The following is a 25424-nucleotide window of genomic DNA, read 5'->3' as shown; positions in this document are numbered from 1 at the left end:
GTTACGTAGTCCCTGTGTATTCTATCGATTGATCAGCATCGAGAACCACTCCTTGCTGAAGGCTACGGCCTCCCGTAAACTGTCTCGTTTTATTACGTCTATGCCTTTCGAACGCAGGTATACGTAAAAGGCGATGATGACGTAGACTTCGGTAATAATCCAGGAGCAGGCAACGCCCACATGGCCGAGCTTGTGAATCAGCAGCATATTGAGCAGCAGACTTAGCACCGAAGCCACCGCCGAAATCCGGAAAAACGCTTTGTCCATGCGCAGGCTTAGCATGGTGTGCACACCCAGCAGATTATTGAGCCCCAGCGTGATGGGCAAAAGCGATACAATGCGTAGCACCAGAACCGCTTCCTGAAACTTATCTCCGTAGAAAAGCGCAATGAAGTAGGGGGCGATAATCCACAGACCGACTGAGACGATGGTCATGCCAAAAACGACCGGAAAAAAGATGGTCCGCACGATCTTCAGGCCCTGCTCCCGACTCTGACCGAACGCATTGGCGACAATTGGAAAAAAAGCCTGGTTAATGGCCAGCGAAACAAACGCCTGCACAATACCAGCAATTCGGGTCCCGGCCGCGAAAATGCCGACGCTATAGGCCGTCGAAAATAAGCCCAGCAAAAAGATGTTCGACCCGGCATATACCGTTGCCACGACCGAGGTAAAGAACAACGTACTGTCATCCCGGAATCGAGTGATCAGTTGCCCAGCGCTCGGCCAGCTAAACGTCAGCGAAAAGCGCCGGATAGCCACAACGAACGCGACGACGCTCACCAACACCTGCGCTATACTGAGCGACAGATTTTGGTAGACGTAATCTTCAGGCTGGCGGATGACGACGAACACCGTCAGCGTAAAGAGGACTTTAACGACCGTGTTGAAAACCGCCACCCGCCCCAGATCCTCCATCGCCTGGTACAGCCAAACCGGAAACAGCACGACGCCAATGCAACTGATGTATGTACAGATATGCAGCCACAGGTTGGCCCGAAACTCCGGAATAGCAAACGACAGTCCACTGAACAGCAGCGTCGACACCACCCACAGTAACGCTTTACCCGCGACAACTTCGCTGAATACGTTGTTCACCAGTTGTTTGTCGTCCCGATTGGCCGCAATGATACGTACCGCTGCGGTATCGAATCCGTAGTTGATCAGTAAGGTGAAATACGCAATATAGGCCTGCGAAAAGTTAAGCAGCCCCAATCGTTCGGGTCCAATGATCCGCACCACGTAGGGCACCGTAAGCAGCGGCAAGAGCATATTGGCTACGTGGACGCTGAATAGGGAGGCAACGTTGATGGCGAACCGCTTCATCACCGACCGGGATAAAATCGGCGATGGGCCCGAAAGAGTATTTTTGCTGACCATGTAAATTCGTCGTGTTAAGATTGTCTCCCAGCTGGTATCATGTCGGTCTGTAGCCCACTGTGGGTTTAAGCCCGGGCCTGCGCCGAGTGCCGAACGGGCAACAGCGCTTCTTTCAGATTGAACAGAATGAACAGCGGCACGACCTTCAGGTACCGTTTGTACAGTCGCCGGGGCTCCACCATCAGTCGGAAGCACCACTCCAGCGACAGGTTCTGCATCCAGGCCGGAGCCTGCGCCACGCGGTCAGTATGGAAATCGAAGGCGGCCCCTACCGTAATGATGAAGTGCGTCTTTGTCCATTTCGCCAGCCGACGGGCAAACCGTTCCTGCTTCGGAGAGCCGAGCCCCAGCCAAACGATGTCGGCACCAGAGCGGTTGATTTGATCGGCGAGGGTCTTCACCTCTTCGTCCGACAGCTCCCGAAACGGCGGGCAGTACGTACCGACAACCTGGTAGTTACCAAATTTTTGACCTACGGCGATTTTCAACTGATCAGCGACGCCTTCATTCCCTCCGCATAAAAAATGCTTGATACCGGTTTGGGCGCTGGCCTGAAATACCTGCTTGAACAGATCGGGACCGTAGCAGCGGGTCATGGCTTTAGCGCCCTTCAGGCGACCGAGCCAGACGCTGGGCATACCATCCGGCAACACCCAGTAAAAAGAATCCAGTAACTGCTTAAATTCCGGATTCCGGGTAGCTGTCACCAGCCCGTGGGCATCGGTAGCGCTGATGCATTTGCTTTGCTGCGCAACGGGCAATGCACACTGCCTGATGATATCCTGAACGGCGGCATCCAGCCCCTGATCGAATAGTTCGACTTGCAATACTTTAGTCATGGCGTTGAGTTTATGAGTCGTTGAGAAGATTACCAGGCGTTTTTGTTGCCATTTAGCGCGGCCTTGACCGTCCACCAGCAGATGGTGGCATCGAGCCGCGTCGACTGCCGACGGATGTACAGGTGATCATAGCGAACACGCTGCACCATCTTGTAGACTTCGCCCGTTTCGCCCCTGGCTCCGCGCGCCTGCGCCAGTCCCGTAATGCCCGGCTTGACCATGTACCGCTCTTTGTAGCCAGGCAAGGTGTGCCAGTGCTGCGCATCGAGCGGAAGCGGATGCGGACGCGGGCCCACAACGCTCATGTGCCCCGTCAGGACGTTCAGAAACTGAGGCATTTCGTCGAGATTCGTTTTTCGGAGAAACCGGCCGATGCGCGTCACGCGCAGATCGTTTTTGACTGCTTGCCGAAACTCGGCGTTGCGGTCGTACGTCATCGTGCGAAACTTCAGGCACCGGAACGGCCGGCCGTTGCGGCCTGTACGAAGCTGAACAAACAGGATTGGACCTGGCGAGCTTGCTACGATCAGTAGACCCAGTATTGGGATAAGCCATACCAAAACAGTGACCGTCACTAAACCAGACACCGCCAGATCGAACGCTCGCTTCCGCCAATCCAAGACGCCACGCTTAGCCGCAAACGGACGCGCCTGGGTCTCATGGCTCAGGTAAAACTGAACCGTTTCATTGTTAGTAGATACTTGCATTGGATTACCAGTTATGGGTGGGGAGCCGTACGGCATTGCTGACGACGACACGACCCAGCCTCATTACGTGAGCGGTTATTTGTACGAGTAGCTGTTTTTGTAGCTAGTATTGAAGTGATACGCATCACTTCCTCCCACGGCGTTCAGAATGATGTTCAGATTCTGGAAGCGCTGTTCCCGGTGCAGGGTATCCAGCATCTTGAGGCAGTTTTTGGGTGTAACGCCATGCCGAACCACAAATAAGGTCGAGTCGGCCAGCGGAGCAACGACCTGCGCATCGGTTACAATCCCAACCGGCGGGGCATCGATGATGATGTACCGGAATTGCTGGCGTAAGGTCCGAATCAGATTTTTCACGTTGGACCCACTTAGCAGTTCGGATGGGTTTTCGGGCAAGGGTCCGCTTGGAATCAGAAAATAGTTGGGCTGCCCCGGAATCGGCTTAAGTATGTCGCTTAACGTAGCTTCATCGTTCAGGTAATCGCTCAGCCCAACCGAATTGTCGACGTTAAAAGCCTGGTGCAGCTTCGGCATGCGCAGATCCATTTCCAGAATGACCGTCGGCTGACGTAACAGCGCCAGACTGGCGCCCAGATTCTGCGCCAGGAATGACTTGCCTTCTCCGCTGATACTCGACGTAAACAGCACTACCTGACTCTGCTCACCATCGATCAGCCCCGTATGCAGGTTGGTGCGGATGGTACGGATTTGCTCGGCAATGACCGAACGACTCTGCGGAGCCACCACCAGGACATCTCGCTTCCGTTTGTTCATCACCTCCCCCAGAATAGGCACCTGCGTTACTTCTTCTACATCATGGCGACGCATAACCCGCGTATTCAACGCCCCTTTGCCCGCTATAACACCGGTCGGAATCAGTAGACCTACCAAGGCGAACAAGGCATAAATCACCACGCCCACCGGTTTTACGGGAGCGATGCTGCTCTGAGCCGCATCAATCGTGCGACTATCCGAGATGGCCGCTGCGAAGGTTACCGCCATTTCTTCGCGCTTCTGAAGCAGATACGTATACAGGTTGTTTTTGATCGATTGCTGACGGGTAATATCCATCAGCGACCGCTCCTGCCGCGGAATGGTCCGGATAATGCCTTCCAGCTTCTCGTTCTGCGCCGTATAGTGTTTCTGCGAACTGGTGAGCATCGACTTCATCGTCTTGATATTCAGTCCGATGTTGCTCTTCGTCGCCCGGATTTGCTTGTCCAGCGATTGAAGCAGCGGGTTTTCTTCCGAGGTTGTCTGCGCTAGTTGGTCGCGCTGCAGTTCCAGTTGCGACAGTTTGTCGATCTGGCTCAATAAGCCCGGATCATTAAGTCCGACGGTAGCTGGTGTGCTGCCACGCTTATCGGACTGGTCGGTAATGAACCGCTGCAAATCGTCCAGAACGGCCAGTTGAATCGTCACCTGGTTGAGCTGGGCGTCGTTCTGCTGCGTCGTTTGCAGGAAAGCCTGCGCCTGTTCGCCCAGGTTCGTAATACCCTGGCTCGACTTATAACTTTCTACGTTTCGCTCAACTGAAGCTAATTCACCAGACACCATGCGCAGCCGGTCTTCAATGAACCGCAGCGTATTGGCAGCTACTTTATTCTTGTCCAGAATAGCGGCCTGGTTGTACTCGTTGATCAGGCTGTTCAGGATAGCTTCGCCTTTTTCGGGTACGGCATCATCAAGGGTCAGGTGTACGACGGTCGAGGTTTTGCTGGTGGGCTCGGCTTTCAGATTGCCCAGGTACGTACCCACCGCTGCCGACTCGGGCATCGCCTGCACAAACAGCGGCTCCGATTTTGCATCAACTTCTTTGCGTGTCAGGACCCGTAACTTGCCGTAGGGCGTGTGGATGCTTTTGTTGAGCGGATACGCGGTGCCGTTGATCCGCACGGTCTGGCTGTTCACAAACGTGAGTTCGAGCGGCTTTTTGTACAGCTCCCGGTTGGCTTCTTCAATAAGCAGAATAACCGGCGATTCCGTGTAGATTTCCCGCTTGCCGTATTCGGTCTGCTGGAAATAGCGCGTTTCCAGGTGAAGGTTCCGAACCACCCGCTTCATCAGCGTCGACGAACGAAGCACTTCAAGTTCGTTCTCAACCATTTTCTTGGGCGTATAAACTTCCAGTTCCTTCAGCGGGTTGGTTTGCCCAGTACCCTTCTTCTCATCCTGGAGCATCAGGCTGGCCTGAATCCGGTAGATGGGCTGTTTGTACAGCAGATACACATAAGCGCCCGCCAGCGACAGCACCAGACAAAGCACGTACCACGGCCACTTTTGCAGATAAGGCACGACATGTGCCTTTACGGTAGGCGTACCCGGCTCGATAACCTGATAGGGAACGTAAGATGAGGCAGATTTTGCAGCCATATCAATTAAGGATAACGTTGAGAGTTGAGATGTTTATCGACGAGTTACGATGATGGCAACCAGCGAGAGAATTCCGGTAACAATCGGCGCAAACTGATACGCTCGATCGACACTCGTAGCCCGTGCTTTACCAGGTTCCACATAAATTATATCGTTAGGATGAAGTGCGTAATAAGGCGACCGAAAGGCGTCCCGGCGCGTGAGGTCAATGCGGCTAAAGATGCGCTTGCCCCCTTCTTCCCGAATCACCAGGACGTTGTCGCGACGGCCGTACACGGTCAGATCCCCCGCTAGTCCCAGCGCTTCCGGAATAGTTATCCGCTCATTGGGAATCGTGAACAGAGCCGGACGTGAGACTTCGCCTAGTACGGAAATTCTGAAGTTCAGATTACGTACCGTAACGGTGGGTTCTTTCAGGTAGGTTTTGAGTTTACTGCTGATAAAATCACCGGCTTGTGCGGTGGTCATGTCCAGCACGTTCACCTGACCAATCAGCGGTACTTTAATGGTTCCGTCATTGGCGACCAGATACCCCGAGGTTCGGGCAAGCGGATTGTTCTGGTTGGCAACTGTACTGTTATCCGTCATCGAAACCGGGTTGAAAAACACCGACGCTTCGGGATTTAAACTGCTGACCTGAACCGATAAAACGTCACCTTTTTTAATAGTAGGAATAAAGGGTTCGGGTATTGCCAGGGTATCATCGCCGACTGCTCCCCCCTGGAAATACGCCAGCCGCTTTGCCGACGTACAGCTTTCCAGCGACGCAGCCCAAACCACGATTGCCCCCAGCATTAACCCGAACTTCAGGCGTTCACTTGTTTTGTTAGTTATCATTTTGCGTACTGTATTCTTGCTTCTTGCTGCCAGCATCGAGGTCCACGTTTTATCATGGAGCCAGATAGATTATCAATTTTCGGTTGAACGTGACAACAGACTGACGGTTGGTTACTCTTTTAGCCAAACGGCGTCTTAACGTCAGATGGTGATTTATGAAGTCGTTACGGACGGGTGTTTCTGCCGGACGAGGTATGTGCTTACAAGCCACTCCTACCAGAAAATCAACTATGAAAGGTATGTATTTAGCCTCCCCTTGTACAATTGGGGTTTTAGCAGGCCCAGAAATCGCTCTTAACTTATTTTACTTTTAAGTTTACATAATTAAATATATGTAAACTTATTATTTAATCAACATCAACAATAGACAACTAATCTTTGGTATTTTACGGATATAAATTTTACCAATCCCAACAAATACCAACTCATACAATTACTCTATGTGTTAAATAGGTAATGCAAATAGTTCAATTTTTAGCGGGCTTTGTACAAATCAACTTAAAGTAGTAAGCTCAGTTATGTCCAATTAATCAATGAATAAATCGTAGTATACAGGACTAATAATAACGCATTTTTCGCCAAAAATCTTAGCTATTTCCCATAAACCATAGGACTAAATTTATAAATTGTTTATTGAAAGGTAGTCTACATGAATAGCTCTATCAGTGCATTATCCCATAAAATGACGTAGTAATCACACTTGCAGTCAAGTACAAGGGTAACCAGGCTAGGCTAGTAGAATACGTAGAAATGACTTAAGTATACAGCCTTCCTGGTATGTACACCAGCAGTATCGTAACGCAATTATCCACCACGCATAGAGCAATAACTTAGCTGCCTGACCGGTCCAGTATTGAAAACCGGAACACCATCCCCCTACATACACGTAGCGCCGGTAGATAATGACAGGAAAATCATCATCTACCGGCGCTACGTACCGTGTTTCTATAAACTGTAAGTCCTTGCTGCTTACGTCCGTGAATCAGGGAAGCGGGTTTCCGGCTTCATCAACATTCTGGCTGGCCGGAATACTGCCACCCAACACGGCCTCGTAGTACTTCCCTCCCCGCCCTTTGATAATTCGATTGCTGGTAAGTACGTTGTTCGTCGCCTGGCTACCATAGGCCATAAACGTAGCCTGATTTTCCAAACTCTCTTTGTTCGAGATCGTGTTGTTCGAGAACGTATTGTTTGGGGAATTATCGCAGATGATGGCCTTGTTGGTAAGGCCGTCAATTGTGTTTTCCGAGAACGTGCCTCCCTGCGTGGCGTGTGCGATCTCCAGCATTCCCGTCATGCTGAGGTTGTTTTTTGTGAACATAATCTGGCCGCCGTTGAACAATTGAACCCCGCCCGTTACGCGCCCAACCGTTGTATTGCCCGAAATCAGCATCCCGCCAACCACCGGACTCCGTTTGTCGCCGTCGGTTCCGGCAATAAACTTGTCGAATTTGCCTTCAAATGTATTGTTAGTCATCTTTACGTTCCGGGCTGCATCCGCGATTTCTACGCCGTACTCAGCGCAATTTTTCAGCGTATTGCGATTAACTGTTAAGCCGTCCATGGTGCCGGACAAGGAAATACCCGAGCGGCCACAATCCGAGAAGGTGTTATCTTCAACCAGGATGCTGGTCGCGGTATATTTATCGCCGTTGTCGTGATTAAGAATCTCGCAGCCAGTGCGTTTAGCCTGAACCACATTGCCTTTAATCACCACACTGCTGGCCGATTTACCAGCGGCAATATTCAGCGTGAACCAGTTTGTACTGGCAGCGGTCTGGTCGGCACTTTTGCAATTTTGAACGGTCAGGTTTGCGACCGTTGGCCCGTCAATCGAAATGACGCCGTACTGGCTGTTTTTGGCTGTTGTTACGTTCCAGCTCAGTCCGTCGATGATGACGTTACGCAGCGAAGTGGTGTCGCTGGCGCTCGATAACGACTGAAGCGATACGTGCGAATCGCCGAGGGTAATCACCGTATTCGCTTCCCCTTTAATGGTTAATCCACTCCGCAGCCGAACGGGCGTCAGTTGCGTGTAGGTTCCAGCAGGAATCAGAATGCTGTTGACAGCATCTACCGCAGCCTGCAGCCGGGGACCAATATCCGGGCTTGTGGGCGTTGCCCCGAACCAGGTCAGTAGGGCCGGACCGGTATACTCTCGTTTGTAGCGTTTCCCGTTGCCAGTTACCAGAACAGTTCCCATGTTGTCGGCCGTCTGGCGGTCGCTGGTATCGAGCCGGAACACCCCTTCCAGACCGGGGTCGGTAATGCGGATACTCGTCGGAATAGACGACGTAGCGAACTGCCGGGCCTGGGAGATGCTCATTGCATCTTCCCGCTGCACAATCATCTCCGGTACCGGATCATCGGTCGACTTACAGTACGTAGTAAAGACTAAAAAAAACAATAACGCGCCTGTTCTAAGCAAGATGGAATCGTTCATAGCTATGCGAATCAATTCAGGTTTGAAAACTAGTTTGTACGTGGATAGCCCTGAACCGAGGTCCGAGGTAAGCTGATGTTCCTCCCGACTGCCCGAATTAGCCTGCAATCGGGAGTTAATGATTAACGTAGACCAGCATACGTTTTCAACTTATTGTAGATTCGGGTAGGAACGCTATAGCGCCGTAACGTTTGCTGGTGGTAATAGTCGGTGGTTTCTACGATGCTGGGCAACTGAAATTCGCGCGTCAGTCCGCTATCGAGTTGGGTTCGGTAGCGGTTGAAAATGTTGGTGTGCGTGGCTTCGGCACCGAAGCCAATGTTCTGCACTTTCGATACGGCGGGATAAATTGTCAGAGCATTGGCGTTAAAGCGGTTGTAACAGAATCGAATATCCCAGGCGTCAATTTTTCCTTCCATCTGCTTCCGCAGCATCCCGTACAGATCGGAGCCGCCCTGCATGAAAGCTTTCTGCCGCCGACTATCCGCCCGGAACCGTTCGTAGTCGGAAATCGTCCAGTCGATGGCCTGCCAGCGGTCGGCCCAGGTCGCCCAGCCCCACGGACTATGCCGGGGTACGAAATAAGCGTCGTACGTGTAACCGGCCGGGCGCTCAAACGGAAACGTGTACCCCGCAATGGAGTATACCTTCTGATTCGACGCATACGTCCGCAGACACTGGTTCATGTAATCCAGAAAATTCGGCGCGGTAATCAAATCGTCCTCTACAATAATGGCCGCCGGATGCTGCTCCAATACAGACGATATCCCCCGGATAATGGAGTCGGCGCACCCAATGTTCGATTTGGCATACGTCCGGTGAATGGTTCTAAACCCGCTGAAGTCGTCGAGTAACTTGTGTACCTCCGCGACCTTGGGGGCATCTTCGGGACGTTTGGGGGCGTCGACAAAAACGTACAGGTCGCTTTCGGGTGCCAGGTGATTTGCCCGTAAGGCGTCGAGGGTAGCTTTCAGTTCGTTCGGACGTTTGAAAGCAAAGAGGATAACAGGTGCGTTCATAGTTGAGTGATTATGCAGGGCGTTATGCAGGCCCTTGATCGAATGAATGGGCAAGAGCTGCGCTCAGACAAACTCTCGTTTTGCTGCGCAAATGCAAACGAGCTATTCAGCCGGTTAGGGTTCGTGCGGCTTGTGAAGGCCGTTAAACGTACGGACAACCGGCACACGAACAAATCATTTTCTTACAATTCTAGCTTATGTCTGTAGAATTAGTATATAATAAAGAAAGAATTGATCGATACTATGTGTAACCTTAGAGAACCTGGATCAATACCCCGTAGATTTCAGAAGCAGCTATAGCCAGATAATTAACAGACGTAGGACTCATTTTACAGATCGGCACTCAAACGATAGGAATTATTGGTCAGGTTTAACTGAGTAGCGGTTTGTTCCAGTCGACTGCGGGATACGGGTAAGATCAGGCCATTCTGCAACTGCACCCAACCCGCCCGGCTCTTTTTCTGCCGGAACTCACGGATGTATAAAGGATTTATAATGGCCGACTTATGCACCCGAATGAAATTCAACTGGGTTTCGAACCACTGCAAGGGCTGCGAAACCAGCGAAAAAGAGCCATCCTGATAGTGCACCCGCGTATAGTTCGCGTCCCCCTCCAGCCACACGACCGAGTCGATAGGAACTGGGTAACGGTGCCCCGGCAGATTAATAGTACTCATCGGAATAATCATAGGATGTAGTTGGACTGGTCGTATGCTCTTGGTACGATATAATACCTGAATCTACAATGCATTATTTTAAATGTTATTTGTTCTGGTAACTTGTGTATAAACCGGTTAGACAGTAAACGGCCATTCTGAGTCATATACGCCTTATCAGCTAATTATAGAGCTTGGTTACTTATTCAATGGCCTACGAAACCTATAAAACGGCTATAGAATTCTTTTTGCTATTTCTAAGAATACTTCTATTTGGTTGATTTTATCCAGACCAACAGCCCTGTCCGTAAAATCGCTTATGCCCTGGAACGAACGCCAAAATCAGACAATCTCTTTCAAAGGTTGTCTCCTGTACCGAAGTGGTTGCGAACAGACCGTTCTTCTCTTATTATAGGGGATTACAAGTACCCGGACGTAACCTTTTTTTTGCCCCAGTCAAATCAGGTATTTTTCTGCTTTTACGTCCTCTTTTTGTCGATGGGATCAACTCAGGAAAAGTGTCGCCGACAAGCCCATTAAATGCCTATTAAATCAAGATAATATAGAGGCCAATCTGCAACATTCAGCCTCATAAATACGTAACAAGTATAGGCGGATCAACAAACCGCCTTATCATCTAGATTAACATGGAAAAACACGTTATGAACGATGCTCTTCGGGGCTTCTCTCGTCAGCGACGACTGGGGAAGAACTCGTTGACAGGATTGCTGCTGGCAGGGTTCATCGTATCGCTATCAGCCTGTAAGAAAGATGCCGACGTAGTGGCCCCCCAGCCAAATTCGGCAACGGAAACCAACGAAAACCAGACGGTGAACGACTGGATTCTGTCCAATATGAAGGACCTCTATTATTGGAACGATAAGATTCCAGCCAATCCTGACAAAACGCTGAAGCCAGGCGACTTCTTCGAGTCTATCCTGAATAAGTATGACGCGACGACCAATCCGAACGGCGACCGGTTTTCGTGGATTGAAGAAAGTGGTCAGGAGCTGGAAGCCAGTTTAAGTGGCCAAACGACTACCACGGGTATGGAATATGATTTGTACCTCCGCTCGTCGGGCTCCGACGACGTCATCGCGCAGGTCCTTTACGTATTGCCGGGTTCGCCCGCCCAGAAAGCCGGTATTAAACGGGGCGACATCATCTCGAAGGTGAATGGTCAGGCGCTCACCCGTACGAACGTAGAGAATCTCCTGTATTCGGGCCTTACCAACTTTACGTTCGGGCTGGCCACTCCCAGAGGTCAATCCATCGTTGACACCGACCAGACCCGCAGCGTAACAGCAACGGTCTTCCAGGAAAATCCGGTGTTCCTCGACTCGATGTATACCATTGGCGGCAAAACAATTGGTTACCTGGTGTATAATCAGTTTGTACCGGGCGCGAACGGCAGCCAGGCCAACGAATATGACGCGCGGCTGGATGCCATCTTCAGCGATTTTAAAGCCAAGGGCGTCAATGAACTGGTCCTCGATCTGCGCTACAATCCCGGCGGCTATACGTCGTCATCGGCGAACCTGGCCAGCCTGATCGGTAAAGGTATTAGTTCCAGTAAACTCTATTTCCGCGAGGAATGGAACGCGACGATTACCCCCGCCCTGCGCCAGGAATACGGCAATAACTTTTTCATCCAGAACTTCGTCGACAAATCGCAGAATATCGGTGCGAACCTGTCGCGGGTGTTCGTGCTGACCACCGATCATACTGCCTCAGCCAGCGAGTTGATCATCAACGGTTTGCGCCCATACATGAACGTAGTAACCATTGGCACCACCACGTACGGCAAGAACGTAGGGTCGATCACGATCACGGATGAGACCGGCAAAATCAACTGGGGTATGCAGCCCATTGTGTTCAGATCGTACAATAGCGCCGGCCAGTCGGACTACGCGACGGGTTTTACCCCAACCATTGAAGTGGAAGAGCCTATCGATTTGTTACCCCTCGGCGACACCCGAGAAGCCTTGCTGGGTACGGCTATCGGTCAGATCACCGGCAGCAACCCCGTAGGGCGGCAAGGTGTAGCCAACAGCAACCCACTAACAGCTTTAGGCTCCTCGATCCAGCGGAAAGCGGGTGGTGGCCGTATGGTTAAAGTCCTTACCTCGTTTCACCTGTAAGCATTACCAATACCCTCCTCATAACCAAAAACGCGCAGCCCACAACTCTCCGGTACATGATCAGGAGAGTTGTGGGCTGCCAATCTGTTAAACGATATTACTCAAATTGATTTGAACACATTGCCCTGTTTTTGCAGGCGTTCACGACACCTCCGCCGAGCCCCCCACTGGAAGCTGGTAAGAATTGTATCAGCGTTGGCACGAAGTCACAGATTGCGGTATTGTCGCTTAACAACGTACTGATACCTCATTTTTGGAACTCCAGTTCAAACCCTCGGCGCAACTGCCTAAATTTAAGCGGCTTACTTACCATAGTTAAGTAATATGGTAGTATCTTTAAAAGCGACGCAACGAAGAAAGCTCTTTACCCGTATTAGCTAAGCAAAGCGAATTAGCAGCGCTTAAGTCCTGTTTAGATTACCCACCCAGCACACGATTTTATACCAAGCCACGCAACGATAAAATTGATTTGTAGAAACTTCTAACAGCAGTAATCGTATTAGCCTATGCGCGTTTTTACCAGGCTATTCCTGATTGGAATGTTGGCAATTTCTGTCCGTGCGCAAGCAACCCACCACGTAGGCGGGCAAATTGAAATGCGGGCCGTTGGCGACAGACCAGGTCATTACCGGATTATTGTCACTAATTATATGGAGAGTGGACCGCGAGCCGATAACCAGCGGGGCGGTCAATTTGGTATTTTTCGCAAACGCGACAATACGTTGATGCGCAGTTATCTACTCCAGGAGACCGGCCAGCGCCAACCCATCATCTACGCGAATGAGTACTGCGCCGAACAACGGAACCTCAAATTTATTGTCGCTACGTTCGAGGCCGATATTCAGCTCGACCCGACGGCCTACGACGATCCGCAGGGGTACTACATCTCCTACCAGACCCGCAATCGCAACGGGGGTATCAACAATGTCAGTAGTCCCAGCCAGACGGGTTTTACGTTTTATCTTGAATTCCCGGCGCTCCTCCAGAACGGGCGATTATTTGAAAACTCATCCCCTCGCTTTGGTCCAATCAATGGCGAATACGTTTGCCTCGGCGAGCCCTTCTCGTATCCCTTCGGGGCAACCGATCCCGACGGCGACGAATTACGGTACTCCTTGGTAACCCCGCTCGACCAAAAAGGCAATAGCCGGGATATAAACGCCGTATCTCCCGCCCCCTACCCCGACATTAGATGGCTCGCTGGTTTTAATGCGACTATCGCCATTCCCGGCAATCCAACCCTGGCGGTCGATGCGCAGACCGGGCAATTGACGGTGACAGCCACGCAACTGGGTCTTTATATTTTCGCGGTGAACGTAGAAGAGTACCGCAACGGCGTAAAAATTGGCGAGGTTCGGCGCGACTTTCAGTTACTGGTCATTGAATGTCCACCCAGCACAACGCCTGATCCAACGGTCCAGATCAAAGGCCGGCCCACCACGTTACGGGCCACTACCCTCTGCCAGGGCGATTCGGTGATCCTGGAAGCCATACCGAACCCGAACTGGAGTTATCAATGGCGTCGTAATAGCATTAACCTACCGGGTGCTACCAATCCAACCCTGGCCGTTCGTGAGTCGGGCGACTACTCGCTGGTTGTTTCCTTCAAGACCACCTGTAGCAAGACGGGCAATTCTAAAATTTTTTCCGTGAACGTTGTGGGCAGTGCCGCTCGACTAACGTCAGCGGGGCATTTATGCGCTACGACGGGCTCGGTTCGGCTGGCCGTGAAAGGCAGCACAAACGTCAGTTACCAATGGCAGCGCAACGACCAATTGATGGGTGGCCAGAGTGCCGATTCACTCAACATAACGCAGGCAGGCCGCTATTGGGCAACGTTGACCGATAAAACCCTGGGCTGCGTGTTTCAAACCGATAGCCTGTTCATCGAACGATCAGCGCCCGTATTGGCGACGATTCAGTCGGCTACTGGCCAGAACCGACTTTGCCCGCAGGGTACGCTGCCCCTAACAGCCGGTGGCGGTACGCAATATAGCTGGCAGAAAGACGGGCAGTCAATCGCTGTTGCGAGTGCGCTCAACAACGTAACAGCGGCCGGGGACTACGTCGTAACGGCTACGGATTTATACGGATGCACCGGCGTATCGACGCCTTTTTCGGTGGTTCAGATTCCGCCCATCACGGTTCGCTTCGACTCGATTCCGCCCGTTTGTGGACCCGACAATCCGGTGTATCTGCTCCAGGCAACCCCAACCGGGGGCGAATTCTCAGGGGCGGGCGTTACCGGCAGCGAGTTCAGCCCGAAACAGGCGGGTGTTGGCGTCCATCAACTCACTTATACCGCCAAACCCGCTCCCGAATGCCCCGGCGTAGTGGCAACGCGTACGGCCGTTATTGCTCCGATCCCGACCATCGCGCTGGAAGACCTCACCACCTATACGGGCAATACGTTTGCGCTGACGCCAGGCCTCACCGGCGAGCCTAACACCTTTTCGTGGACACCTACTACGTATCTGTCCGACCCTACAGCCGCCAGTCCGTCGGTAGAGTCGATCGGGGGTGATATTACGTATACGCTCTCGGTTAGCAATTCATCTGGCTGTCAGGCCACCGATACTATTCACATCACCGTATACGAACGCGTATGGGCACCCGACGCCTTTTCTCCAAATAATGATGGACTGAACGATGTGTGGGAGCTTCCTGGCATAGAAGCCTTCCCCGATGCCGTTGTAACGGTCTTCAATCGGTGGGGTGAAGTTGTTTACTTGTCCCAGAAAGGCTACGACAAGCCTTTCGATGGCACCCAGGGCGGAACTTTGTTACCCGCCGGACTATACGCCTATACGCTACGTACCACCGCCGATCGGCCCGTACTCAAAGGAAGTGTACTGCTAATACGTTGACGATCAACAGCGAACTAGGATCAAGTCGTTTGATCCATTAAGTCGACACGTCTCAAATTTTCATAAGCTCATCCTATTGCTAATCCACGAAATTTTTAGTAGATAACTTACGAACGGCCTGAATGTGAGTAGGTTTGCCAACAAATAGTAGCTGCTGCAGATGTCAATTGAGACGTTGATATCAATTTATATCCCATGCCTAGGGAGTGGAAATGGCACAAATATGATACGTTTGGCAGTTAACAACCACGATTTGAGCTACAGCAACAATTTAAGCAAAGCCATTGTGCAAGCGCAACCGAAAATACTGAAACCACTCTTCCAGCCTGGGCTCACCCGTCAATCGTAACTCATCAAAAATTTTGTCCGCAAATTCAGGAGCTGCGGTCCCATTGGCCGTAATAATATGCTGATCCGTAACGCTTAGTGCCTCCTGGTATAAGTCAGCTCCTAAATAGTTTGGCACTACTCCACTTAGGTACTCTTTTGCATTGCTAGTGTGCTTGATTCCTTTCAGGAAGCCTTGACGGGCCATCATGGTTGTAGCCGCACAGATGGCAGCTACCGGCGTTCGCTGTTGGATGAATTGTTCGACTAGGGGTACTACTTCCTGATTCCCCCCTTGTTCCCATACATTGTACCCTCCCGGCAGAATTAACAAAGCACTCCTGTTTATATCTACCTCCTGAATAGTCAGATCAGGCTGTACATAAAGGCCGCCCATTGAGTAAACAGGCTGTTTATCAATCCCAAAGGTTTTCACTCGATAGGGGCTGAACTTTGCCAGGCCGACAATAGCGTAAGCAGGTTCCCAATCTGCGTAGCCGTCAAAAATGAATAGATGAACGGTATCTTTCACAATTGTGCTGTTGTATGCTGAAACGTTACGTTAATGTATGAATAAAGATAACCGTACAAACGGGTTATCGTAACGTAATTCTTAAACAAAAAATTAGCGCAAAACACCCTGCTCATCTATCTGTCTCTCAGCGTCTACAGTAGGTCAGTTAATTCGTAAACCATCTTATCGGTTACCCTTCTAGATACGTATCAACCCGTTCATGTTTTATTCGGTTAAGCGGCTGTTAACTAGCTGCATGTGTTGAGAACGATTTCTTAACACAGTCAGCCGCGAACTCTCTTATCTGCCAGCCCGGTCCACGCTGGAAATCGTGTCCGCTCTGGAATTAGATCGCGCAGTTGGTAGACGAATAATTCATTAATTTCACCGATTCATACCAATCCGCTATACTTAATCGATCAGCCTCTCATCCTAACCCATTTATAGTCAATATCATAATTAACCGCTCCATTCTGTATAGTTATATTCCTAACTTCTTTATCTTTTGCCCCTGAAAAATACGTAGTGACTTTCCACTACGTATTAATTTATGTTTAAATATCCCGTTTCGAGAGCCAGGAGGTACTTATTACCGTGAAATTTACCACCCTTAATTCCATCTAGAACTATGACTAATTTCTATCATTCATCATCACCTCCCATCTACAGCTGGAGGGTTTTACTGTGTGGCTGGCTGCTGCTTACCGCACTGGTAACCCAGGCAAAACACCCACTATCCAACCATATTAAACCGACGGTTGCCCCTCTTCTAAAACCAGCCGCCGACATAACTATTAGCGGACGGGTGACGGACGGCACTACGAACGAAGCCTTAGCCGGTTGCAGCGTAGTGATTAAAGGTACGCAGCGGGGAACGACCACCGACGCAAACGGCAACTACCGGATCGCAGTACCCAACGCAAATGCGACACTGGTCTTCGGATTCATCGGTTTCGTGTCGCAGGAGGTTGCCGTGGGCAACCAGACGACCATCAACGTTGCCCTGAAATCGTCAGCATCGGAACTGAATCAGGTGGTAGTGATCGGCTATGGTAGCACCACCAAACGCGATATGACCGGTGCGGTGAAGTCCATTAAAAGCACCGATTTTAACCGGGGCATTATCAATTCGCCCGAGCAGTTGATTCAGGGTAAGGTTGCCGGGGTCAACGTAACGTCGGCCAGTGGTGAGCCCGGCAGCTCCCAAACGATCAGTATTCGGGGACCGGGTGGCGTCCGGACGGGTAGTACGCCCTTGTTCGTACTGGATGGCATTCCGCTCGACAATTCCAGTACCGGCGGTGCTACCAATCCGCTGACATTCCTGAATCCGCAGGATATCGAAGCCGTCGACGTCTTGAAAGATGCTTCAGCCACAGCCATCTACGGGGCCAGGGGCGCAAATGGCGTCGTGCTGATCACGACGAAAAAAGGCAAAGCAGGAAGCGCTTCGTTCAACCTGTCGTCTAATCTGGGGATTTCGACGATGGCCCGGCCGCTGAAGATCTTCTCGGCCGACGAATATCGGCAGCAGGTAACGGCGGTGGGTGGTGTGCTGGACGATAAAGGCGCATCGACTGACTGGCAAAAAGAAATCAGCCGCACGGCCTACACGCAGAACCACAACCTATCGTTCAGTGGTGGAGCCGAGCGGTTAACCTATTACGGATCGTTTGGCATTCAGGATCAGCAGGGCATTCTTAAAAACAGTTCGCTCAAACGCTACACGGGCCGTTTTAATGCGTCGCAACGGTTTCTGGAAGATCGGCTCACGCTGGACGTTAACCTGACGGCTTCCTCAACGACTAATGAGCGGCCAAGCGGCAGTATCGGTGGTGGGGCCGTCACGATCGTAGGGGCAGCGATTTCGGCCAACCCAACCTATCCGGCCTACGACGATAAAGGTGCTCCGTTTCAATACCAGGGCGGGGTTAATCCGCTGATTACGTTGAAACTGGAAAAAGACGTAACGACCATTAATCGGGTAGTGGGTAACATCTCGCCTTCGTTCAAAATTGTGCCCAATCTGGTGTACAAGCTCAACCTGGGCGTCGACAACTCCAGTTCAGTACGTGACTTGCAGTCGCTGGCCAACGCCGTGCCGCAGCAGGATGGACGACTTGAAAGCATCTACACCACGAATCGTAACATCCTGGTCGAAAACTACTTTACCTATACGCTGGCGAAGACCAACCACAACCTAACGGCTTTGCTGGGTCATTCGTACCAGAAGTTTTCGGTTCAGGAAAGACGGTGGAGCATTAACAAGTTCCCCATAACGCCGGTTGAGCCAATCTATAACCCCGGTCTGGGTCAGGACTTAACGCTGGCCAACAACCGGCCTGGTGGTTACGCCATTCAGAATGAACTTCAGTCGTTTTTTGGCCGCGTGAACTACCAGTTCAACGATAAATACCTGTTGACAGCTACGGTGCGGGCCGACGGTTCCTCGAAGTTTGGGTCTAACAACAAATATGGCGTATTTCCGTCGATCTCGGCGGGCTGGCGTCTGTCGGACGAAGCGTTCCTGAAATCGGGGCCGTTTACCGACCTGAAACTACGCGCGGGCTGGGGCCAGACCGGCAACCAGGAGATTCCGGCTAAAATCACGCAGGCATTATACACTGCGCAGGTATCCGGCACGACAAGCTACCCCCTCGACGGTTCCGCTACGTTCCCCGCGGGTATTTCCTATACCCGGTTGGCCAACCCCGACATTCAATGGGAAGTATCCTCGCAAACCGACGTAGGACTGGATTTCGCCTTGTTTAAAGGAGCCCTATCCGGCTCAGTCGATTATTTCAATAAAGTTTCTAATAAGATCCTGCTTGAAGTGATCCCAGCCGATCCCGTTCAACCGGCCAGTACGTACTGGACGAACGTACCGAACATGAGCATTACGAACAAAGGCCTTGAAATTGATCTGAACTACCGCTACGCCAGCCTGAACGGTTTCCGGTTCGACATCGGTGGTAACGTAACGTTCATCCAGAACGTAGTGAACAACTCGCCGTATTCAGTCATTACGTCGGGATCGGCGCAGGGCTCCGGACTGACCTCGGCAACGGTTAACGGTTATATTAACGGGCAGCCAATCGGTACGTTCTTCCTGAAAGAGTTTACGGGCTTTGATGAGAAAGGGATTAGTACGTACCGAGATACGGATGGCGATGGCCTGATAACGGACAAAGACCGCATTGCCGCGGGCAGCGCCCTGCCGACCAGGCAGTTCAACATCAACAGCAACATTGCCTACAAAGGCTTTGATCTGGCTATCAACTTCAACGGCGTATCGGGCAACAAAGTATACGACAACACGGCGAACTCGAACTTCTACAAGCTGCGGCTATCGAAGGGGCTAAACTCAACCGATGAAGCCATTCGCTACGCCAACGAGTCGATTAATAACTCGGCTCCGGTGTCGACGCGTTTCCTGAAAGATGGTGGTTTTTTCCGGCTTAACAACCTGGCGCTGGGTTACAACCTGAGCCCGAAAGCGATTGGTATGAGTCGCTGGATCAACGCCATACGACTGTCGGTAACTGGTCAGAATCTATTCGTCATCACCAACTACGACGGGTACGATCCGGAGGTAAACAACGATCGCACGGTCAACGGTATTTCGTCGTTCGGCATCGATTACCTCAGCTATCCGAAAGCCCGGTCGGTCATCTTTGGCCTGAATCTCACCTTCTAATCAACTTGTCATTGCTCGTCATTCGTAAGTATAGGGTACTCGTTTACTTAATGACAACGAATGACACAATGGCAACCAATGACTTTTTATAGCCATGAAAAAAATAGTTCTTTCTATACTGGCGCTGGTCAGTCTAGCCGGTACGTACAGTTGCACGAAACTCGAAGAGAACGTACTGGACGAAGCATCGGTATCGGGCCTGTCGGATAAGCAACTGGCCGACGGCAACATTGCGCCTGTTTACGCCCAGCTCCCCAATATTTTTCTGCATACGAACTACTTCAATCTCCAGGAAATTTCGACGGATGAGGCCATTCTACCGTACCGGGGTGGCACCGACTGGGGCGACAACGGGATTTACCTGGCCATGCACCAGCATACCCACACCAGTACTGATCCAAACCTGAACAGCACCTGGAACTTACTCGTGCAGAGTCTATCCCGTTCGGTATCAGCGGTAAATGCTTTGCCGACTATCAAGGACCCAACGGCTAAAGTGTATCTGGCCGAAGCCCGGGGGATGCGCGCCTACTACTCGATGCTGATGTTCGATTTGTTCGGATTGGTATTTGTCAAAGAAGATCCCCAGGCAAACTCGACCGTTCTGCGGGGCGAAGCTGCGTACAATTACATCCTCAGCGAGTTAATCGCCGTGGAGCCCGATCTGCAGCCGAACGTTGGCCCTGGCCGGTTGAGCAAAGGAGCCGCCTGGGGATTACTGGCCCGGCTGTACCTGAATGCAGCAGTGTACCGAGACCGCTACGCCGACCAGTTTACGTTCCAGGCCGCTGATATGGACAAAGTGGTTGAGTACTGTGATAAGATTATCAACTCTGGGCAGTATCAGTTGGCGCGGGATTATTTCTCGATTTTCAACTCGAATAACCACGATAACAAAGAACTGATTTTCGCCGTCGATCAGCGCGCCGAACTGAATGGGCACAACAGGCTGGCGTATTTCTCGATTTCGGGCGATCAGTTTCCATTGCCTGCGTTCCCGGCTGCGAACGGCACCGATGGTCCGGCCATTACGCCCGACTACTACCGGACCTGGGTGAACGCCTACAGTCCACAAGACCCGTCAATCGACCCACGCTTCTACCGGCAGAACCTGTCGATTTACTCAAACCCAGCCGACTCGTGCGTAGCCGAAGCCGACTTCAATATTAACCGGGGTATTCTGCGGGGTCAGCAGTATGGTCTGTTACGGGTAAACGGTGCTTTCGTGAAATGTCCGGACGGTAAATACAAAGTGGGTAAGCTGTTTAACGTAACGCGGAATCGCCCAACGGTGCCGGTGATCTTTACTGAGCAGGTTAACTTCACCGTAGCGGGCAGCGATTACAGCACCGGCTACCGGGTCGAGAAGTATGAGTTCAGCAAAAAATCGACCAGCGGCCGAAACTTGGGCGACGCTGATTTTTCGATTATCCGACTGGCCGACGTGTACCTGATGCGGGCCGAAGCCAAGCTGCGCAAAAGCAATGATGTTGCCAGCGCTTTGGGTGATGTCAACGCCATCCGGGCCGCACGGGCCTTCTCTACTCCTCCTCCGGCCTTAACCGCCATGAACCTGGATTTGCTGTATCGGGAACGTGGTTTTGAGCTGTATTGGGAAATGGTACGTCGGACAGATATGATTCGGTTCGGCAAGTACGAAGGCACCTGGACCGAGAAAACCAACACGGACAAGCGCAAGCGCGTTTTCCCGATTCCGCAGAACGCCATCGACGGCGCTTCAAACCTGCCCGGTTACCTGGTGCAGAACGAAAGTTATTAAGCTGGCGTGTTGCTGCCGCGCGGCAGCAATGTTTCAGCTCCATTAATAACTATACTTAAATCACCCTTATAAGCAAAATGCCCTTCCGATGAGGCTTCATCGGAAGGGCATTTTCTTGTCAGTTAAACAGCCGGGAAACGCTTAGCGAGACCCCATGTTGCTACCGCCCATTTTGTTCATAACTTCTTTCGACACTTTCAAGTGCGTTTTCACGAGCGGGTGAGCGGCCTGCGCTACGTCCTTTAGATTTTTATCCGACGCGTTCGATTTCACCTGACTCATTACGGCGTCCAGCTTTTCGTGGCCACGAACACCGCTTTCCTGTACGTACATTTTATCAAAATCGGCGCCCGACATACCCTGCATTTTCGTCACCATTGCCTGCGTTTCTGCATCGGGTGAGCTAGGCAGCGTAATACCTTTCGCGCTGGCAATTTCCTGTAGCTTCGCCGACAGACCGGTTTGCTCTTCCACTTCGGCCTGCGCCAGTTGCTTTACTTCGTCACTGCTGGCGTTTTGCACGGCTATTTTACTCACTTCCAGCTGCATCATTCCACCTTTAGCTACCTGCATCATCAGGTCCTGATCGGCACTCGACAGTTTTGCACTGCTTGGCTTGATCGCGCTTACGGCTGCTGCGCCTTTCTGATTCATGCGATCAAATGCTGACTTCGACTCTTTGCCAACCATCATGTTGGTAGAGTTGGAACCCGACATCGTGCTGTTCTGCTGAGCGACCGAAATGCCCGTCACTGATAAAGCCATTAACAGGCCAAGAGCAATTGAATTGGTTTTCATAACGTGTTTTGAGTTAGTATACGAATTGTTGATATATCGCTCTTTGTAACGAGCTGATTTAGCCAACTGTTTAGATATTCCTTTAAAATCTATAGAGTTTTATACAATAAGCATATTCAAAAGGCTTATAAGATCAGCGCCCATTGATAAACCATTAACAAGTAGGGCCGTTGGCTCAGTTGAGCCTCATAATTGACGCCATCATATCAATTCCTTCCCATAGGTACTGGAGCGTTACGTTCTCATTCTCGGCGTGCTGATTGTTGTCGTAGTTTACCACGGGTACCGACACGACATTGGCTTTCAGGACTTGCTCGAATAAGTACAGCGGCAGACTACCGCCTGAAGTTGGCAGCAAAACAATTGGTTCGGCTGACGTAGCCTGCACGGCGGCTACAATCGACTGAGCGATTGGCAAATCCATCGGCGTACGCTGGGCATTGTAGCCCACACCGGCCTTTATTTTTATGAGCTTTGGGTGTTGTTCACGCTCGGCATCGGTTGGGTCGCGGTCGAGTACGTAGTAGCCCTGCCGACGAATGTGTTCGGTTACGCGTTGGATCTGCCGGGCTACGTCGGTACCGCGCACCATTCGCAGGTCCAGTACGGCCTCCGCTTTGGCAGGGATGATATTACCGGCCAGAGCACCCACATTTGCACTTTGGATTCCGTTGATGTTCAGGGTTGGCTTCATCATCAGTTCCATGAACGACGCTCCGCCCCCGTCGGGTTTGGCGATACCCAGTTCTTTTTTAAGGGCAACTTCCATGTTCGGGACAGCCGCCATTGCCTCTTTCTCGCGCTCGGTCAGGGGCGTTACGTCGTCGTAAAATCCGTTGATCAGTATGTTACCCTCATTATCTTTCATGCTGGCCAGCAGGCTTACCAAACGCTGAGCCGGGTTGGGAGCCCAGTTGCCGTAGTTACCGCTGTGCAGCGGGCGTTTGGGTCCAAAAACGGTCAGGTGCAGATTCACGTCGCCCCGAACGCCGAACTGCACCAGTTTTTTTCCGGATACATGCCGTGGGCCGTCGGCAATCACCCAGACATCGCCAGCTAGCTTAGCCTGGTGCTTCTGCAGGATTTCGCCCAGATGTGTTGACCCTACTTCTTCTTCGCCTTCAAAGAAAAACTTTAGATTGACGGTTGGCCTGTTGTTCGTTTTAAGTAAGGCATCATAGGCATTCAAGATGGTCATCACACCAGCTTTGTCGTCGGCGCTTCCCCGGCCAGTCAGCCGCCACGACGGGTTAAGCGCGTCCCCTGGTTTATACGTCGTAACGATTGTTCCGCCCTGTTCCATGGGCGCGGTGATCAATACGGGTACAAACGGGTCCAGCCCTGCGGCCCACTGTTTGGGGTTTACCGGCTGTCCGTCATAATGCGCGTAAAAAATAATTGTTTTCGTGGCCCCCGGTACGACTACCTCCCCAAACACCGCCGGTGTTGCCTCGGGCGACGTACCGTTCAGCAAAAGGGGCTGAATGCCGCGTTGCTGCATCATCTGCATAATAAAGGCCGCGTTCTTACGGATGTTCGCCGAATCGGCGGATACGTTCGGAATTGACAGAAACTGACGATATTCCGTTAGCAAAGCCGTTGCGTTCGCCTGCCGGTACTGACGAACTTTATCCAAGAAGACCTGCTGATCAGGTGCTTTGCTCGTTTGTCTGCGCTGCGCCAGAACAGGTACGTGAATAGCCTGACTAATCAGGAAAGCAAGAACGATATAGCGTCGGATCATACAGGCGTTTTAGTGCCCAAGATACGTGTTTTGGGCAAGCCATCGGCCACTCGCTCGGCCTGTGTTACGTGCCGTTGTTCGTGCGCGATCAGAAACCGGAACGTATCGCCCACGCTCAGTTTAATCCAGCGGGCAATGGAAATAGGCACCTTCAGCCGACTCATATCGACAGCTCTGGCCCGCTGAAGTAAACTGAGCAGTTGCTGCTGCTGATCAAAAAACTCCGCCAGAACCAGTGGTACGTTTAGCTGAGCCGCCGGAGTGTGGTTCTTAAACGCTTTCATGGGCATCGCGATGCGGCCATCCGCTTTGGGGCGCATCATTTCGGCAAAATAATTGCCTAACCAACTGCTGCGAAATTCGGGCGAAGCCGCCTTGTCCTGCTGTTCGCCCAAAGCAATGACCTGAGTAAGCAGTGGAATATAGTACTGGCCATAGCTATTCAGGTGTTCGAGGCACTGGGCGATGCTCCAGCGGTCATGACTGGGCTGCTGAGTCAGTTGCGCATCGGGCAGATTACCGAAGCGCTGACTGGCGCGAACGATCAGTTGATTGATTTCGGCTTCCAGCTCGGTTAGCAAGGTTTGGGTGTGAAAAGAAGGCATAGCAATGCGGTTGGCTGATTACACGACAAACGTACAGCTAGCCACCCCAGCGAATCTTGGTCTGCACCAAGATTTTGGAAGCCTGCTTATCACAACTTCACCGAAGCCAGCAGCTTACTGAAGGTCGTGGGGTCTAATCCGATATACGATGCGATGTATTTATGCGGAATAAGTTGCAGCAGATGCGGACTACGCGTGAGCAAAATCCGGAATTTCTCTTCGGCGCTGTACGTCATCTGTTCGATATGGCGCGTCATCAAGCCCGACAAAGCCTGACTCGTGGTTAGCCGCGCCCAGGTTTCCAGTTCATGGTGGGTAGCCAGCAACCGCACGAAATCCGGATGCGCCAGCCGAAGCAGCCGACTAGTCGAAAGCGTTTCGAGGTAATAGTGCGAGGGGCGCTGTAACTGAAACGAATCGATGATGCCGGAGAAAGAACCCCTATACGAGAAAATAAGCGTGATTTCGCGCTGGCCCTCGTTCAGCGAATACGCCCGCTGGATGCCGTCAATGACAAAATACACGTAGTGCTCGATCTCGCCAGCGGCCGTCAACAGCGTTTTGCGCTTATACGTAACGGGATGCCAGCATTGGGCAAAATCATGCCATGTCTCCGCCGATAACTGATATCCGGCAAAGACGACCTGCCTGAGCTGCGCGAGTTCTGTTTCGGAAATTGACCCTGCGTTCGACATAT

At 51.6% G+C, this 25424-nt stretch carries 17 protein-coding genes; 4 read left to right on the top strand and 13 right to left on the bottom strand.

From position 1 onward, the window contains the following. Positions 1–21: 21 nt before the first annotated feature. From ACYVIY_RS04565 to ACYVIY_RS04530, 8 genes are all read right to left on the bottom strand, one after another. Positions 22–1380 (bottom strand): flippase, encoded by a 1359-nt coding sequence (locus tag ACYVIY_RS04565; RefSeq protein ID WP_460975099.1) that lies wholly within the window; start codon positions 1378–1380, stop codon positions 22–24. Positions 1381–1445: 65 nt separating this feature from the next. Beyond that, positions 1446–2219, bottom strand: a complete 774-nt coding sequence (locus tag ACYVIY_RS04560; protein WP_460975098.1) for a WecB/TagA/CpsF family glycosyltransferase — start codon at positions 2217–2219, stop codon at positions 1446–1448. A gap of 29 nt (positions 2220–2248) precedes the next feature. Continuing rightward, the gene (locus ACYVIY_RS04555) at positions 2249–2926 is read right to left on the bottom strand and encodes a sugar transferase (RefSeq protein ID WP_460975097.1); all 678 of its coding nucleotides are present in this window, start codon (positions 2924–2926) and stop codon (positions 2249–2251) included. A gap of 75 nt (positions 2927–3001) precedes the next feature. Beyond that, positions 3002–5299, bottom strand: a complete 2298-nt coding sequence (locus tag ACYVIY_RS04550; RefSeq protein ID WP_460975096.1) for a GumC family protein — start codon at positions 5297–5299, stop codon at positions 3002–3004. A 33-nt stretch (positions 5300–5332) separates the two neighbouring features. Then, complete coding sequence (locus tag ACYVIY_RS04545; protein ID WP_460975095.1) at positions 5333–6136, bottom strand: polysaccharide biosynthesis/export family protein; 804 nt, start codon at positions 6134–6136, stop codon at positions 5333–5335. 982 nt (positions 6137–7118) lie between these two features. Beyond that, complete coding sequence (locus ACYVIY_RS04540) at positions 7119–8579, bottom strand: right-handed parallel beta-helix repeat-containing protein (protein ID WP_460975094.1); 1461 nt, start codon at positions 8577–8579, stop codon at positions 7119–7121. A 122-nt stretch (positions 8580–8701) separates the two neighbouring features. After that, positions 8702–9598, bottom strand: coding sequence for a glycosyltransferase (locus ACYVIY_RS04535; RefSeq protein WP_460975093.1), 897 nt, complete (start codon positions 9596–9598; stop codon positions 8702–8704). Positions 9599–9927: 329 nt separating this feature from the next. Further along, entirely contained in the window at positions 9928–10275 is a 348-nt protein-coding gene (locus tag ACYVIY_RS04530) for a LytTR family DNA-binding domain-containing protein (RefSeq protein ID WP_460975092.1), read from the bottom strand. Positions 10276–10901: 626 nt separating this feature from the next. Between ACYVIY_RS04530 and ACYVIY_RS04525 the strand changes: the two genes are divergently transcribed. Next, entirely contained in the window at positions 10902–12395 is a 1494-nt protein-coding gene (locus tag ACYVIY_RS04525) for a S41 family peptidase (RefSeq protein ID WP_460975091.1), read from the top strand. A 506-nt stretch (positions 12396–12901) separates the two neighbouring features. Continuing rightward, the gene (locus tag ACYVIY_RS04520) at positions 12902–15262 is read left to right on the top strand and encodes a gliding motility-associated C-terminal domain-containing protein (RefSeq protein WP_460975090.1); all 2361 of its coding nucleotides are present in this window, start codon (positions 12902–12904) and stop codon (positions 15260–15262) included. A gap of 271 nt (positions 15263–15533) precedes the next feature. Here the strand turns inward: ACYVIY_RS04520 and ACYVIY_RS04515 are convergent, their stop codons facing one another. Next, complete coding sequence (locus tag ACYVIY_RS04515; protein ID WP_460975089.1) at positions 15534–16121, bottom strand: type 1 glutamine amidotransferase family protein; 588 nt, start codon at positions 16119–16121, stop codon at positions 15534–15536. A 610-nt stretch (positions 16122–16731) separates the two neighbouring features. On the opposite strand from ACYVIY_RS04515, the gene ACYVIY_RS04510 reads away from it, so the two are divergent. Next, positions 16732–19800: a SusC/RagA family TonB-linked outer membrane protein gene (locus tag ACYVIY_RS04510; protein ID WP_460975088.1), complete on the top strand. Its 3069-nt coding sequence runs from the start codon at positions 16732–16734 to the stop codon at positions 19798–19800. Positions 19801–19894: 94 nt separating this feature from the next. Then, positions 19895–21580 carry a RagB/SusD family nutrient uptake outer membrane protein gene (locus ACYVIY_RS04505; RefSeq protein ID WP_460975087.1) on the top strand — a complete coding sequence of 562 codons (1686 nt, stop codon included), beginning with the start codon at positions 19895–19897 and terminating at the stop codon, positions 21578–21580. Between the two features lie 141 nt (positions 21581–21721). Here ACYVIY_RS04505 and ACYVIY_RS04500 read toward each other — a convergent pair whose 3' ends face one another. The 4 genes from ACYVIY_RS04500 to ACYVIY_RS04485 form a co-directional block, all read right to left on the bottom strand. Continuing rightward, positions 21722–22378, bottom strand: coding sequence for a DUF4142 domain-containing protein (locus ACYVIY_RS04500; protein WP_460975086.1), 657 nt, complete (start codon positions 22376–22378; stop codon positions 21722–21724). A gap of 175 nt (positions 22379–22553) precedes the next feature. Beyond that, entirely contained in the window at positions 22554–24122 is a 1569-nt protein-coding gene (locus ACYVIY_RS04495; protein WP_460975085.1) for a M20/M25/M40 family metallo-hydrolase, read from the bottom strand. Then, positions 24119–24727 (bottom strand): DinB family protein, encoded by a 609-nt coding sequence (locus ACYVIY_RS04490; RefSeq protein ID WP_460975084.1) that lies wholly within the window; start codon positions 24725–24727, stop codon positions 24119–24121. Before ACYVIY_RS04490 ends, ACYVIY_RS04495 begins: the two co-directional genes overlap by 4 nt. 89 nt (positions 24728–24816) lie before the next feature. After that, positions 24817–25422: a Crp/Fnr family transcriptional regulator gene (locus ACYVIY_RS04485; RefSeq protein WP_460975083.1), complete on the bottom strand. Its 606-nt coding sequence runs from the start codon at positions 25420–25422 to the stop codon at positions 24817–24819. Positions 25423–25424: the final 2 nt, after the last annotated feature.

It is taken from the genome of Spirosoma knui (assembly GCF_054780635.1).
The sequence above is the reverse complement of the archived record's forward strand: the minus strand, read 5'-3'. Positions and strand labels throughout refer to the sequence as shown.